Source organism: Sphingomonas sp. ASY06-1R, from assembly GCF_052180265.1.
In the GTDB taxonomy this organism is placed as follows: domain Bacteria; phylum Pseudomonadota; class Alphaproteobacteria; order Sphingomonadales; family Sphingomonadaceae; genus Sphingomonas_I.
The window spans coordinates 2,229,303-2,244,491 of the sequence record NZ_CP197464.1 but is presented as its reverse complement, the minus strand read 5'-3'; the positions used below and the strand labels follow the sequence as shown (position 1 = coordinate 2,244,491).

The window sequence follows — 15,189 nt, the reverse complement described above, 5'->3', positions numbered from 1 at the left end:
GATACGGCGTTAAGCAGGATTTAGCTGAGCTCGCTCATCACCATCTTGCCGCCCTTGACGCTGAACCCCATCCGCCCCTCGATCAGCGCCAGGGCATCCTTGCCGAACACCTCGTAGCGCCAGCCTTCCAGCATCTGCAGGCCGTCGCGGCGGCCAGCGGCCAGCGCGTCGATTTCGTCGGTGCGGGCGATGAGGCGCGGTGCGACGTCGGCTTCCTTGGAGCGCACCTTGAGCAACAGTTTGAGGAGGTCGGCGACCAACGCGCCATCCTTGCCCAGGCCCGGGCGTCGATCGTCCCGCGGCGGCATCTCATCTTCGGACAGCGGGCCGGCACCTTCCAAAGCGCTCATCAGCCGCGCGCCAATCTCGTTGCCCGCCCAACTTGCTGCGAGCCCGCGAACCTTGGCGAGCTCACCCTGTGAGCGCGGCGGATGGACTGCGATGTCGGCCAGCGTCTCGTCCTTGATCAGGCGACCGCGCGGCAGGTTCTTGCGCTGCGCCTCGCGCTCCCGAAAGGCCGCGATCGCTTTCAGCCGGCCCAGCACTTCTGCCTTGCGGCTGGGCACCTTGATCCGCTGCCAGGACAATTCCGGTTCATTGATATAATTTGCGGCGTCGGCGATCCGCTCCATTTCATCATTCAGCCACGCGCCGCGCCCGGTGGCGCGCAGCTTGTCGAGCATGCGCGGGAAGATCTGGATCAGATAGGTGACATCGCCGATCGCATAATCGATCTGCCGTTTGTCGAGTGGGCGGCGGCTCCAGTCGGTAAAGCGTGCGCCCTTGTCCAGCTTCACGCCGGTCATGCTCTCGACCAGGTTCGAATAGCCGACCTGTTCGCCCATGCCGAGCGCCATCGCCGCGATCTGGGTGTCGAACAAAGGGTGCGGCGTCCGCTTGGTGAGGTTGTGGACGATCTCGATATCCTGCGCGCCGGCGTGGACGACCTTCAGGACATCTTCATTGTCCACCAGCAGATCGAGCAGCGGCGTGAGATCTATCCCCTCGGCCAGCGGGTCGATGGCAGCCGCCTCGTTGGCGTCCGCGATCTGCACGAGGCATAGTTCGGGCCAATAGGTGTTCTCGCGCATGAACTCGGTATCGACCGCGACATAGGGGCTTTTGGCGAGCCGGGTGCACAGTGCGGTGAGAGTGGCGGTATCGGTGATCAATGGATGAATATGCATTGTAACCATCCATAGCCGGGCGCGTGCGGGTTGACAAAGAGGGTCGTGGAATCAATGCGCAGCGCTTGCAATTTAGTCGTCACCCCAGCGCCAGCCGGGGTCTCAAGATGCAGGGAATGCCCTGCCTGACGAGATGCCAGCTTCCGCTGGCATGACTAGCTGGGAAAAGAGATGCACGCTTACCGCACCCACACCTGCGCCGGCCTGTCGGCCGCGAACGTCGGCGAAACCGTCCGTCTGTCGGGATGGGTCCATCGCCGCCGCGACCATGGCGGCGTGCTGTTCGTCGATCTGCGCGATCATTATGGCCTGACCCAGATTGTTGCCGACAGCGATAGTCCGGCCCTGCCGGTGTTGGAGCGGTTGCGGGTCGAGTCGGTCGTGACGATCGACGGGCTGGTCAAAGCGCGTGCCGAGGGCACAACCAACGCCAATCTGGCTACGGGCGAGATCGAAGTGTTCGCGCAGAGCGTCACCGTCCAGTCTGAAGCGCAGGAACTGCCGCTGCCGGTGGCGGGCGAGGCCGATTATCCCGAGGATATCCGCCTGCGCTATCGCTTCCTCGATCTGCGGCGCGAGCGGCTGCACAAGAATATCATGCTGCGCTCTAACGTGATCGCATCGCTGCGCCGGCGGATGATCGGGCAGGGCTTTGCCGAGTTTCAGACGCCAATCCTGACCGCGTCGTCGCCCGAGGGTGCGCGCGACTTCCTCGTGCCGTCGCGCATCCATCCCGGCAAATTCTACGCGCTCCCGCAGGCGCCGCAGATGTTCAAGCAATTGCTGATGGTCGCGGGCTTTGACCGTTATTTCCAGATCGCACCTTGCTTCCGCGACGAGGATGCGCGCGCCGACCGTTCGCCTGGCGAATTCTACCAGCTCGATTTCGAGATGAGCTTCGTCACGCAGGAAGACGTGTTCGCGGCGATCGAACCCGTGCTGCACGGCGTGTTCGAGGAATTCGCCAACGGCCGCACGGTCAGCCAGTGCCCGTTCCCGCGCATCGCCTACAAGGATGCGATGCTGAAATATGGCTCGGACAAGCCGGACCTGCGCAACCCGATCGAGATCGTCGACGTCACCGATCATTTCCACGGGAGCGGCTTCGGTCTTTTCGCGCGGATGGTGGAAGGCGGCAATGTCGTGCGCGCAATCCCCGCGCCGGGCGCCGGCGCCAAGAGCCGCAAATTCTTCGACGACATGAACGAATGGGCGCGTGCGCAGGGCTATGCGGGCCTTGGCTATATCAACATCAAGGATGGCGAGCCCGGCGGCCCGATCGCCAAGAACCATGGCGAGGAGGGTACGGCCAAGCTGATTGAGGCGCTCGGCCTCGGCCCCAATGACGGCGTGTTCTTCGCCGCCGGCAAGGAAGGGCAGGCGGCCAAGCTCGCCGGCCTGGCGCGCACCCGCACAGCGGAGGAGCTCGGCCTGATCGAGCAGGGCGTGTTCCAGTTTTGCTGGATCGTCGATTTCCCGATGTTCGAATATGACGAGGACGCCAAGAAGGTCGATTTCAGCCACAATCCCTTCTCGATGCCGCAGGGCGAGATGGAAGCGCTGGAGAGCAAGGACCCGCTCGATATCCTCGCCTATCAATATGATATCGTCTGCAACGGCATCGAATTGTCGTCGGGCGCGATCCGGAATCACAAGCTCGACGTGATGTATAAGGCATTCGAGATTGCCGGCTACACGCAGGAAGAAGTGGACAGCTCCTTCCCCGGCATGGTCGGAGCCTTCAAGTTTGGCGCCCCGCCGCACGGCGGTTCCGCGCCGGGCGTGGACCGTATCGTCATGCTGTTGGCGGATGAGCCCAACATCCGCGAAGTTGTGCTCTTCCCGATGAATCAGAAAGCGGAAGACCTGATGATGAACGCGCCGTCGCCGGTCACGGCGAAGCAGTTGCGCGAGCTCAATATCCGCGTCGTGGAACAGCCGGGCGCCAAGCCAGCAACGTCGCCGGTCAGCGCGTCGGTCGCCCCTGACGCGGGCTGATCGCGTTCAGGATCGGCCGATCAGGGCGCTGCCGGAGCCGGAGCGCCCTTCACGATGATACGCAGCGCTGGCGCGTGCGCCAGCCAGCGTTGTGCTGCGGCCTGAACGGCCGCGGCGGTGACGGCCTGATAACCGGTCACACCCGTCCGGATCATCTCGACATAGCGGGGATCGTCGAGATCGCCCTGCAGCATCTGCGCCCAATAAAGGTTGAGCTTGCGCTGCCGATCGTTGTTGCTCGCAATCGGCGAAATCGCCCGGCTGAGTTCGTCGGCCGTGGGGCCATCCTTCGCCAGCGCCTGCGTCACATCCCGCGTCGCACGCTCGAAATCGGCCTGTCGCTCGGCCTTGATCTGGCTGGTGGCCAGAAAGACGCCGAAGTTGGGGAAGCTCTCCGATTGGTTATTGCGGACCGAAGGTGTGTAGGTTCCGCCTTCGCTTTCCCGGAAACGATCGTACAACCGTGTCTGGATGATCTGCGCGGCGACATTGAGCGCCCGCATCTGCTTGAGATCCTGCAGCGAGCCGGTGGTGGACCACAGGGTCGCGACCAGCAGCTGATTGGGATCGCCACGATGCGTCAGCGTAAGCGGTGCCTTGCTGGGCGAGGGCGGCGCAACCGCCAGATGGGAGGGCGGTAGCGGCGCGGCAGGCTTGCTCACCGCGGCACCAAAGGTCTGGCGGGCAGCTTCGGTCGCCGCGACGGGGTCGATATCCCCGACGATCAATATTTTGCGTGCTCCCCCGGCGAAGAGCGGCTGCCAAAAGGCCCGATAGGCGTCCGGCGTAACCGCGGCGACCTGCGCTTTGGTGGGCAGGGCATAGCGCCAGTCGCCGCCATGGATGGGCTGATTGGCGAAGGCCCCGAATACCGATCCGGGCGAATTGAAGATCGTCTCATAATTTTGCGCGAAACCATCGCGGACGCGCAGGAAGGCATTGCTGTCGAAACGGGGCTCGCGGATCGCCGCGTCGAGCAAGCGTAGCTGATCGACCAGCTGGGCGGCGGTGGTGCCGCCAGACCAGGTGAAGGCACGTTCGCCGACACCGAACGACAATCCCAACCGCTTGCCGGCGGTGGCGCGTTCCAACGCACCGATATCGAGCGGGCCGACGCCGCCCTGCACGATCGCGGGCGCGCTCCACAGCAGCGGAAGATGCGCCGGGTCCAGCGCCGCCAGGCCATCCCCGGCCTGGGCCACGACGAGCACCCCGGCCTGCTCAAATCCGGTCCGCTTCAGGTCAAGCTCGACCCCGTTGTCGAATTTGATCCGGGTAATCTCCAGGTCCGGGATCGTCTTGGTCCAGACGATCTTGCCCGGCGTTCCCGGTTGCCCCAGGTCATCAAGGCTGACTTTCTTCTCCTCCGTCCGCGCGGCGGCCTTGGTCGCGCGCGCGGCGACCAGGGCGGCTGCCAGCGCCGCATCGCCGCCGGGGATGGATACCGGGCTTAACAGGATCGCGCGGGCGTTCCCCTGGATCAGCGTACGCATCGCCGCCCCGACATTTTCGGGTGTGAGGTCTTTTCGGTGAGACTCAAACAGCGCCAGGATCGTCGCCGGTTCCGCCACGACCTGACCGCTATTGACGGCATTGACGATCTGATTGGCGAGCGGCGCGGATTGTTGGGTGGCGCTGCCAGCGGCTGCGGCCTGTAGGCCGGCTTCCATCGTCGCGGCGACCTGCTCGATCTCCGTCGCGCTGGGCGGCGTTGCCACGGCATCGGCCAGGATGCCGTAGGTTTCCGTCAGCGACTGCTGCCATTGGCCGCCCTTGGGCGAAACCGCGACCACCATCGAATCCGACACGTGCCGCTGCTCCCCGAATCCGGCGCCACCGGACAGGAAACTCGCGCCTTCTCGCGCCTTGCGATCCAGCCGTCGCGACAGGACGCGCGCGGCAACCGTCCGGGTCAGATCGGCCGCTTCGCCCGCCAGTGTGTCCGGACGATCGTCATGCTGCGTCACCCAAGTGAGCGCCAGCTGGCTGGGGGCTTGCGGATCGGCGATGACGGCGCTGGCAACTTTGGGCGTTTCCGGTTTGCCGTAAGGTGGTTCTGCCGGCGCCGGTCCCTGGCCGACCCAGTCGCCAAAATGGCGGCGCACGGCCGTCTCCAGCGTGTCCACGTCGGCATCACCGACGATGACGACCGTCGCGCGTTCGGGGCGATACCAGCGATGGTAGAAAGCGCGCAGTCGCTCGGCCGTGGCGCCGTTCAGCGTGGCGTCCGTTCCGGCGATGTCCGCGGTCGCCGCGCGCGTGCCGCTCAGCAGGACCGCCTTCGACACATCCTGCACCTTTTTCGCGAAGGGCGGCTGGCGCAAGGCCCGCTCGGCCACCACCACGTTGCGCTCGATCTCGACGAGCTTGGGATCGAAGTTGGCGCTGGATACCATCTCCGACAGCAGGGTCATGGCTCGATCGAACGACGCCGGGTCATTCTTTGGCAGATCGAGCTGATACAGGGTCTGGGTAAGCGACGTGAACGCGTTGGTGTCGCTACCGAATTGCGCGCCCAGGCGCTGCCATGTGCGGATGCCTTCGCCATCCGGTACGGTCTTCGTACCGCGAAACAGCATATGTTCGGTGAAGTGGGCATAGCCCTTCTCGTCATCCGCCTCCATCAGCGCGCCGGCGTCGATCCGCACCCGGATGGCGAGCGTTCCGGCCGGATATTTGTTCTGGCGTACGGCATAGCGCACGCCGTTCGCCAGGATGCCGAACCGCCAGGCGGGCGGCGCTTGTATATCGCTGCCCGCAAACAGCCATGGCACCGAGGCAGAGGGGGCAGCGGCCGGGGTCGGGCGTTGTGCTGCGGCAGCGGGGGGCAAAGCAAGGGCGGCAAGCGCAAGGGCAGGGAGGCAGTGCGAAACGGCGCGCTTCATGCAATCATCCTTCACGTGCGCCACGTGCCGCACACTATTCAACTCGAAGATCTTATAAGGGCGCAGCTTAACCGGGATAGTCGATCGCGATAATCTCATAGTCGCGCGTGCCGGCCGGGAGCTCGACATAGCGGGTGTCGCCGATGGCTGCGCCACGCAATGCCCGCGCGAAGGGGGAGCGCCAGCTGATCCGGCCGCAGCTCGCGTCCGCCTCATCTTCGCCCACCAGCGTGACGACCCGTTCGTTGTCGTCCGCATCGACCACCGTCACGATCGCACCAAACCAGGCACGGCTACGATCCGTCTGCTGGGCCGGATCGACGATCTTGACCGCCTTCATCCGGCGCGACAGATGCGAGAGCTCCCGATCAATTTCGCGCAGGCGCTTCCGGCCGTAAATATAGTCGCCATTCTCCGATCGGTCGCCATTGCCGGCCGCCCAGGCTATCGTCTCGACCAGCTTCGGCCGTTCCTGAAACAAGTCTTCGTAGCGGGCGCGCAGGGCCTGGAAGCCGGCCGGGGTGATGGGCGGTCCGTCCGTCACGATCGCGACCACCGGCGTTCAACAGCGCCGTTGACGATCGCAGGTTCGGCCCTTGGGCGGGCCGGGCACCCTGCGCTCAACCCGCGGACCTCTTGCCCAGATAATGCGACAGCCGATCCTTTTCCGGCGTGCGTGCGCGCGTCGGGTTGAAGAGGTCGTATACGACCGCATTCTCCAGCACCTTTTGGACGTAGGATCGCGTCTCGCTGAGCGGGATCGCCTCGATCCAGTCGACCACATCGACACCCGGCTGGCGCGGATCGCCATTGGCCCGGATGAACTTATTCACGTTGCCCGGACCGGCATTGTAGCTGGCAATCGCCAGGACATAGTTGCCGGAATAATAATTCAGCATCCGATCGATAAAGCTGGATCCCAGCATGACGTTATAGCCGATATCGCTCGTCAGCCGCTCCGGCTGCCACGGCAGCCCGATCTTGCCGGCCTGCTCCCGCGCCGTGGCGGGCATCAACTGCATCAGACCCCGCGCGCCGACCGGGCTCAGCGCCTCGCGGTCGAACTGGCTTTCCTGTCGCGATATGGCGTGGATCATCGTCCAGTGCGATGCCCAGGCGGGCGGGACCGGCACGGTCGGGAAACCCATGCGGAGCGGATCGCGCGCACCGGACTGCCGTGCATTTCGCGATACGATCACGCCCAGATCGGGCCGCTGCAGCGCGCGGGCCAATTCGGCCGAAAGCGCATGATCGGTGTCGCTTTGCGCATCCGCCGCAATCTTGCGGATGAAGGCCGTCTGCGTCTGCCAATCGCGCTGTTCGCCCAACAGCCGGGCCGCGCGCACGACCTCCCGGTTTGCGAAGGCGGTCCGTACCTCGGGTGCGATGGTGAGCGGCGCCGGATCGGGCGGCACGGCGATGGTCCGGCCCAGCCGTTCGGTCGCAAGCTGCCCGTAATATTGATCGACGTTCACGGCGGCGTCGGCATAATGGGTATTGGCCGCCGTCTGATCGCCCGCCGCCTGCGCTGCGCGCCCGGCCCAGTAATCGCCCTTGGCCTGGCTCCCCGGGGTTTGCGACGCCTGACGATAGCGCGCGAACATCGCTTCGGCGTCGCGCGGCCGATTGAGTTGCTTCAGCGCGCTGGTCCCGGCCAGCCAGGCCAGGCTGGTATAGGGATCGCGCTCGGTCAGGTCGCGGGCCCGGACGTCGGCACCGGTCGGGAAGGCGTGGTCCAGATTGGCCGCGATGCCATAGGCAAGGCTCCATTGCTTGTCGTGCGCCGCCGCGCTGGCGAAGGTCAGCAAGGTCGCGAGATAGGCCTGGGCGTCGAACGCCGAGGCGGTCAGCACTTCCGGCCGTGCCAGATAGGCGCGCGCTTCGGCTTCCCGCGCGGTGGCGCGCAGCCACAACGCCCGATCGATGATATAGCCGGCATCCCGTTCCGCATCAGGTCCCAGGGCTGCACCCTGGGCAGCCGCGTCGGGCGCCTGGGTCTGGTAGGCAAGCCGTGTGGCGTAGAGTGCGCGACGGGGGGAGGTGATGCGCGGCAATTGCCGTGCTGCCGCCGCGGGCACGCGATCCCAGAGCAGCATCTCCATCCGCTGATCCTGCTGGGCCGGCGTGAACTGACTGCCGAACCGCCCCAGCAAGCGGGTCTCGTCGCTGAGCGAGGCGGCACTCATCGTCCATGCCGCGCCCGCCGCCACATTGGCCTTGGCCAGCTGACCCGTGGCCGCCAGCGCCTCCGCATAGCGGACGCGTCCCGCAGCGCTCAGCGGGGGAAACAGATCGAAAAATTGGGTGACGAGCGTGGCATCGGCCTGATCCGGTTCAATCTGCCGTTCGGCCGCGCGCCGCATCGCCGGCTCCCCCGGCCAACCGCGATGCGCAATCATGAACCGGGCATAATCGGCGAAGGGCAGGCGGTCGCTCTGCCGCAGGCGCGTCCACTGATCGATCGCAGGCCAGAGCGGATCGGTCCGCGACGGCCGCGTGGCGGAGACGCTGGCGATCGTGTCGCCCGATGCCGGCGCATCCGTGCGATCCGTCTGGATCGTCAATACCGCTGCGCCTGCTGTCACGGAAATCAGCAACAAACCCGCCGGCCAGAACCGCGTGATGCTGGACAGTCGCCCTGCGGCATCCCTATCAGGCGCGCGACGCCGAAAATTCAAAATTGGCTTCATACTTAGTCATATGCCCCCGCGGAGACGGAAGGTGAAGGGAGTCAGCATGTTTGGTGGGTCGATTCCTGCGCTGGTCACGCCGATCCGGGGCGGCACGATCGATGAAGGCGCGTTTCGCAGCCTCGTCGATTGGCAGATCGAAAGCGGGTCGTCCGCGCTCGTGCCTTGCGGCACGACCGGTGAGAGCGCGACGATGACGATCGAAGAGCATGACCGCGTCGTCCGCATCTGCATCGAGCAGGCGGCGGGGCGGGTGCCGATCATCGCCGGCTGCGGATCCAACGATACCGCCGTGGCGCTGCATCATATGCGGTCCGCCAAGGACGCTGGCGCGGATGCGGCCTTGCTGGTGCCGCCTTATTACAACCGCCCCAATCAAGAGGGCGTGCTGGCCCATTTCCGCGCGCTGGCGTCGGGCTGCGACCTGCCGATCATGCTGTACAACGTGCCGGCACGCACGATCGTGGACATCTCCGTCGAAACGATGGCCGAGCTTGCCAAGCTGCCCACGGTGATCGGCGTCAAGGACGCGACCGGCAATGCCGCGCGGGTCACGGCGCAGCGGCTGGCGTGCGGGACGGACTTCGTCCAGCTGTCGGGCAATGACGACATGGCTTTGGGCTTCATGGCGATGGGCGGGCGCGGGTGCATTTCCGTCACCGCCAACGTCGCCCCGCGCCTGTGCGCGGATTTCCAGGCTGCCTGCATCGAGGGCCGGTGGTCCGATGCGCTGGCGCTGCAGGACCGGCTCTTCCCGCTCCACACCGCGCTGTTCACCGACGCGTCGCCCGGGCCGATCAAATATGCGCTGGGCAAGATCCGGCCGGACTTCCCGACCGAGTTGCGCCTGCCGATGACGCCCGCCGGTGCGGCGAGCCGTGCGGCTGTTGACGCCGCACTGGTCCATGCGGGTGTGCGCTGACCGGCCACGGGCAATGAGCGGTCAGGATGATCCCATCCACGGCCAGAACGTCGCCGCCATAATCGCGATCGCGCCGATCGACCCGGCGATCAGGCGAAAAATCTGGCCGTGTCGGCTCTGTGGAGGGCGGCCGAGGATATGCTGATGCGCCAGTACCGCCACGTATAACAACGCGGCGATCGACCAAAAGAGAGCTTCGATGACGAGGTAGCGCATCAGGCCGACCCAGCCCGCCGCCGCATAGGGGAACAGAAACGCCCCGCACAGCAGCACGGCAAAACCAGTTCCTAACGGCTTCCAGCCGCGCGACTCCGCAAGCCATATGGCCGGTGATAATATTGCGATCATGCCCATCCACACCCAATCGGCGTGCGGGATGCGTGTGGGCAGCGCCATGAACTGGCTCATCATCAGCGGCGCCAATACCAGCCCGAAGATGGCAAGATATTTGATTTTCTCCCGCGTCTCGATCGTGGCGACGATGCCGCTGAACAAGGGTGGCTTAACCGGGAGATGCCGGCCGCGCGTCAGCTTCCACATCCAGTCCGCGTCGAACATGAGCATGCAGGACACCACCATCGCAGCGAACGACAGCAGCAGGTTCCACGGCAATCCTACCCACTGAAAGAGGCTCATCGGCGCCAACTATAGCGGCGACGTGGCGGCGTCACGCACCCCCACGCCGTCGCGGCTTGTCAATTGGCAGGCTTTAGCCAGCCGTGCATGCGCATCCAGCTTGCAAAGGCGTCGAACCAGCCGGTGCTGGTCGTCGACTTCTGATACATGCCGAATCCATGCCCCCCCTGTTCGTACAGGTGGAATTCGACCGGGCGCTTCGCCGTCTTCCAGCTTTCGACCAGCCCGAAGCCGCCATTCGCCATTAACCCATCGTCGGCCGCCAGCGCGACGAACAGGGGCGGGGCATCGGCGGGGACGGTGACGGGTGCCAGCGAACCATAAATCGTGCCGATGAAGGCCGGCTTCGGGTTTTGCGCGGCCAGGGTGGTCGCCATGGTCAACATCGCGCCCGCCGAAAAACCGACCATGCCGATCCGATTGGGATCGACGTGCCATTCGCCGGATCGCTTGCGGATCAAGGCGAAGGCGGCGTTCGCATCGGCGATGGCCGGTGTGATCCGTGCCGTCATTTCTGCCGGCGTGGGGCGGGGCGGGGCGCCGCCCGAAAATCGTTCGCGCATCGCCGTTTCATAGCCCGCCAGATCGGCGGGCGTCTGGTTCAGGCGGTATTTGAGGACGAAGGCGGCGACACCGCGCGCGGCCAGCGCTTTTGCGACATCCCATCCTTCATTCTCCATCGACAAGGTGGTGAAGCCGCCACCCGGTGCGACAATCACCGCGGTGCCGTTTGCCTTCGCGGGATCGGGAAGGAACGGCGTCAGCGTCGCGATGGTGACGTTGCGCGCGAACCGGCTCCCATATTGGCTGTGCCACGATTCCTTGGTCGTGGCGCCCGGCAAGGGGCCGGTGCCCAGATCGATCGCCGTCGGCTGCGCGGGCACCGCAATGGGCGCCATCTTGTCATTTTGTGCTGCGACAGGTGTCGCCAGGGCCAGGCCAAGCGCCGCCATTCCCGCCGCGAGCGGCCTACTCCATCTGCTTGAAACTACGGTGCCCACCTGCATGTCATCCCTCCTTCATTGTTGAGGAAGGTCTAGCTGGCGGCGGTGATTTGTCCAACATTTGAACGTGCAACCCTGCCGCTTTCGGCTGGTTCATTTCAGCCAGGTCCAGGGCCGACGGTACGGCTCCCGGACGGCAAGGAGCGGGAAGGTGCACAAACGCTACGAGATTTTTGCCGATTATCATCAATTCTATCTGTGGGATCATGCGGCACAGCCCAGCACGGAACTGGATTATGATGATAAGGACATTGAACGCAGGATCAAAGTCGCGCCCTTCCTGGTGGTGATCCAGCCGGAGCGAACATGGAGGTGCGGGTCGACTTCGAACTTGCGGAGGGTTCGCCCGACGACAATTTCGACGATTGGGATCATGTGGCGGAGGCCAGCATCGACCTGCCGTCGGGCAAGCTGGAGATACACGAGTGCACCGGCGGCTCGATCGACATTCTTGCCGTGCCGCCCGGCACCTACCGTATCCGCGCCTATTGCGGGGGGCTCGATACACTCAGCGACGACCGACTGGATGGCGATGATCGCTACCGCATCGTCGCATGGCCGGCCCCATCCGCACCTGTGGCGGTGATCAAGCAATATTCCGCCGCTTAAGGCCAATATTGCACGCACGCCGACGGGCAGGCAGAAGCGCTGGATGCAATCGGTAACCTTCCAAGCGACGCCGGAGGACCTGGTCGCGGCGTATCGGCTGAATTATGCGCTCACCGTCAAATCGAAGCGCGTACTCCGCGGCTATCTGATCGGCGGCCTCCTCGTGGCGGTTGCGGCCGGAGGTGCGGCGTGGAAGTGGGATTTGGCGTCCGTGCCGTTGGCGATGCTGGGCGGGTTCGCTTATTGGGTGCTGGTCCTATCGCTGATCATCCTGGCCGCCTATTTGCGACTGCCACGACAAGTGCGGCGCATCTATCGGCAGCAGAAATCGCTGCATGACGAGGCCACGGTCGAATGGTCCGACAGTGGGATCGACTTCGTGTCCGCCCGGGGCAGGGCACATTTCGTATGGAGCGATTTTATCGGGATCTTCGCGAACCGCGATGTCATCGTTCTTCGCCAGAGCGAGGCATTGATCAACTTCATTCCGACCCGCGTCCTGTCCCCCGATCAGCGCAACGCGCTGACCAGCAAGGTTTAACACTTTCCTGATTGGGATTTAGCGGGACGGGCCCGTCGTTTCACCAAGACGCTTTCATCCCGCGCCGGCAGGACCTACATCGCGCGGTCTATGGCTCGTCCACGTCCCCCCGAATTCGACAAAAAGAAGATCGTCGCCGAGAACCGGCGCGCGCGCTTCGAATATTTCCTCGAAGATTTCTTTGAGGCCGGCATCGCGCTGACCGGTACCGAGGTGAAATCGCTACGCTTTGGCGAGGGCTCGATCGCAGAGGCCTATGCGGAGGTGAAGGATGGTCAGGTCAGCCTGATCAACGCCAACATCCCCGAATTCAGCCACGGCAATCGTTTCAACCACGTCCCCAAGCGGCCGCGCAAGCTGCTGCTGCACGAGCGCGAGATTGAGAAGATGCACAAGGGACTGAGCCGGGAAGGCATGACCCTGATCCCGATGTCGGTCTATTTCAACAGCCGCGGCCGGGCAAAGGTCGAACTCGCACTCGCCAAAGGTAAGAAGCTGCACGACAAGCGCGAGACGGTGAAAGATCGCGACTGGAAGCGGGATCAGCAGCGGCTGATGCGGGATCGCGGCTAAGCGGCCTCTTGCGTGGCTTGTGGAAGCGATTAACCCACCGCCAGAAATATAGTCCTGGGAACGTATTCATGATCTCGAAGCCGGTTCTTCTGTTTGCCTGCAGCCTGTTCGCGCTTTCTGCAGCCGTCGCCGCTCCGCCCGCCGCACGAACGTCGAAGCCGGCTGCGGCGGCAAAGAAGCCGCAGATCGGCAGTTTCGGCTTCGATGAGGCGGGAATGAACCGCGCGGTCGCCCCAGGCGACGATTTCTACGCGTTCGCCAACGGCACGTGGGAGAAGAATACGCCGATCCCGGCGGACCGCGCTAATTTCGGCGCCTTTGCGGTCCTTGAAGATCTGTCGGTCTCCCGCACGCGTACGCTTTTGGATGAAGCGGCCAAGAACCCTAATTCGAAGACCGGCGCGCTGTATGCGAGCTTCATGGACGAAGGCGCGATCGAGGCGAAGGGGTTCGACCCGATCAAGGGCGACATCGCCGCGATCAAGGGTATCGGCTCCAAGTCCGATTATGCCCGCGCGCTCGGCATGGCGCTGCGTAACGGCGTGGAAGCGCCGATCGGCGCCTATGTCTCGCTCGACGACAAGGACCCGGATCGGCCGACCATCGGCATCGCGCAGTCGGGGCTGGGGCTGCCCGATCGCGATTATTACCTGAAGACCGATGCGCCGATCGTCGCCGCCCGCAAGGCCTATGTCGATTATCTGACGCAGCTCTTCAATCTCACCGGGGAGCCGAATGCCGCCGCGCGAGCGCAGGCGGTCGTCGATTTCGAGAGCAAGTTGGCGCAGGTTCACTGGACGCGGGTGGATAGTCGCGATTCCGACAAGACCTACAACGTCTGGACGCGCGCGGATTTCGAGAAGAAGGCACCAGGATTCGATTGGGTGGCCTATCTTGGCGCTGCGGGTCTCAACGGCGACAATCATTATCTGGTGGCACAGCCCAGCGCGATCACCGCGTCGGCCAAGCTGATCGCCGACGCGCCCTTGCCGGTACTGAAGGATTATCTGCTCGCGCACACGATGGATACCGCGGCGCCATGGCTGTCGCGGCGGTTCGTCGACGCCAATTTCGCGTTCCATGGCACGACTCTGTCAGGCACGCCGCAGATTCAGCTGCGTTGGAAGCGCGGCGTCGATTTGGTCAAGAATGCGATGGGCGAGGATGTCGGCAAGGCCTATGTCGCCAAATATTTCCCGCCAGAAACGAAGGCGGCTGCGGACCAGCTGGTGAAGAACATCATCGCCGCGATGGATCGCCGTCTGCAGACGCTCGCCTGGATGGATCCGGCGACCCGCCAGCAGGCCCGCGCCAAGCTCGCCGCCTTCACCCCCAAGATCGGCTATCCCGACCATTGGCGCGATTATGCAGGCCTGACGATCGCGCGCGACGACCTCTATGGAAACGTCAAGCGCGCCAACGAATTCGACTGGCAATATGGGCTGTCGAAGCTGGGCAAGCCGGCTGACCGGCGCGAATGGGGCATGACCCCCATGGAGATCAACGCCTACGCCAACCCGGTGTGGAACGAGATCGTTTTCCCCGCCGCGATCCTGCAGCCGCCCTTCTTCGATCCGCATGCGGACCCGGCCGTTAATTATGGTGGCATCGGCGCGGTGATCGGCCACGAACTGAGCCATCATTTTGACGATCAGGGGCGCAAATATGACAAGACCGGGCGTCTGACCGATTGGTGGACGCCGCAGGACGTGAGCCGCTTCACCGCGCTTACGGACAAACTGGTCAAGCAATATGACGCGTATGAGCCGCTGCCGGGGATGCACGTACAGGGCGCGCTGACGCTGGGCGAGAATATGGCGGATCTTGCCGGTCTTACGGTGGCGCTGGATGCCTATCATGCTTCGTTGAACGGCAAGGCCGCGCCGGTGATCGACGGCATGACCGGCGACCAGCGTTTCTATCTCGGCTGGGCGCAGGTGTGGCGGCGCAGCTATCGCGAGGCCAATCTGCGCCAACGCCTGCTCACCGATCCGCACTCGCCGTCGGTGCAACGCACCTGGATGGTCCGCAATCTACAGCCCTGGTATGACGCCTATAAGCCGTCGGTCACCGCCAAGATGTATTTGGCGCCCGAACAGCGGGTGCTCGTTTGGTGAGGCGAGCCGGCGCTGATCACGGCGCCT

At 64.4% G+C, this 15,189-nt stretch carries 12 protein-coding genes; 6 read left to right on the top strand and 6 right to left on the bottom strand.

The window, feature by feature from the left end; translation table 11 throughout:
* Nucleotides 1-20: 20 nt before the first annotated feature.
* Nucleotides 21-1,187 (bottom strand): ribonuclease D, encoded by a 1,167-nt coding sequence (rnd, locus tag ACSBM8_RS10865; RefSeq protein ID WP_442678044.1) that lies wholly within the window; start codon nt 1,185-1,187, stop codon nt 21-23.
* Nucleotides 1,188-1,358: 171 nt separating this feature from the next.
* Between rnd and aspS the strand changes: the two genes are divergently transcribed.
* Entirely contained in the window at nt 1,359-3,185 is a 1,827-nt protein-coding gene (gene aspS, locus ACSBM8_RS10860) for an aspartate--tRNA ligase (protein WP_442678043.1), read from the top strand.
* Nucleotides 3,186-3,205: 20 nt separating this feature from the next.
* Here the strand turns inward: aspS and ACSBM8_RS10855 are convergent, their stop codons facing one another.
* The 3 genes from ACSBM8_RS10855 to ACSBM8_RS10845 all read right to left on the bottom strand — a co-directional run bounded on the left by ACSBM8_RS10855 (nt 3,206) and on the right by ACSBM8_RS10845 (nt 8,634).
* A complete protein-coding gene (locus tag ACSBM8_RS10855; RefSeq protein WP_442678042.1) occupies nt 3,206-6,070 on the bottom strand; it encodes a M16 family metallopeptidase in 2,865 nt (954 codons plus the stop codon).
* A 67-nt stretch (nt 6,071-6,137) separates the two neighbouring features.
* A complete protein-coding gene (locus tag ACSBM8_RS10850) occupies nt 6,138-6,617 on the bottom strand; it encodes a GreA/GreB family elongation factor (protein WP_442681562.1) in 480 nt (159 codons plus the stop codon).
* Between the two features lie 73 nt (nt 6,618-6,690).
* Nucleotides 6,691-8,634, bottom strand: coding sequence for a lytic transglycosylase domain-containing protein (locus ACSBM8_RS10845; RefSeq protein ID WP_442678041.1), 1,944 nt, complete (start codon nt 8,632-8,634; stop codon nt 6,691-6,693).
* 172 nt (nt 8,635-8,806) lie between these two features.
* On the opposite strand from ACSBM8_RS10845, the gene dapA reads away from it, so the two are divergent.
* A complete protein-coding gene (dapA, locus tag ACSBM8_RS10840; protein ID WP_442678040.1) occupies nt 8,807-9,682 on the top strand; it encodes a 4-hydroxy-tetrahydrodipicolinate synthase in 876 nt (291 codons plus the stop codon).
* 21 nt (nt 9,683-9,703) lie between these two features.
* On the opposite strand, the gene ACSBM8_RS10835 is transcribed toward dapA, so the two are convergent.
* Complete coding sequence (locus tag ACSBM8_RS10835; RefSeq protein WP_442678039.1) at nt 9,704-10,318, bottom strand: hypothetical protein; 615 nt, start codon at nt 10,316-10,318, stop codon at nt 9,704-9,706.
* A 59-nt stretch (nt 10,319-10,377) separates the two neighbouring features.
* Nucleotides 10,378-11,325, bottom strand: coding sequence for an alpha/beta hydrolase (locus ACSBM8_RS10830; RefSeq protein WP_442678038.1), 948 nt, complete (start codon nt 11,323-11,325; stop codon nt 10,378-10,380).
* Nucleotides 11,326-11,628: 303 nt separating this feature from the next.
* Here ACSBM8_RS10830 and ACSBM8_RS10825 point away from each other — a divergent pair, with 303 nt between their 5' ends.
* From ACSBM8_RS10825 to ACSBM8_RS10810, 4 genes are all read left to right on the top strand, one after another.
* Nucleotides 11,629-11,931, top strand: a complete 303-nt coding sequence (locus tag ACSBM8_RS10825; protein ID WP_442678037.1) for a hypothetical protein — start codon at nt 11,629-11,631, stop codon at nt 11,929-11,931.
* Nucleotides 11,932-11,974: 43 nt separating this feature from the next.
* A complete protein-coding gene (locus ACSBM8_RS10820) occupies nt 11,975-12,472 on the top strand; it encodes a YcxB family protein (protein WP_442678036.1) in 498 nt (165 codons plus the stop codon).
* Nucleotides 12,473-12,562: 90 nt separating this feature from the next.
* Nucleotides 12,563-13,045: an SsrA-binding protein SmpB gene (gene smpB, locus ACSBM8_RS10815; protein ID WP_420139519.1), complete on the top strand. Its 483-nt coding sequence runs from the start codon at nt 12,563-12,565 to the stop codon at nt 13,043-13,045.
* 68 nt (nt 13,046-13,113) lie between these two features.
* On the top strand, nt 13,114-15,162 hold the full coding sequence (locus tag ACSBM8_RS10810) for a M13 family metallopeptidase (RefSeq protein WP_442678035.1): 2,049 nt from the start codon (nt 13,114-13,116) through the stop codon (nt 15,160-15,162).
* The last annotated feature ends 27 nt before the right edge of the window (nt 15,163-15,189 follow it).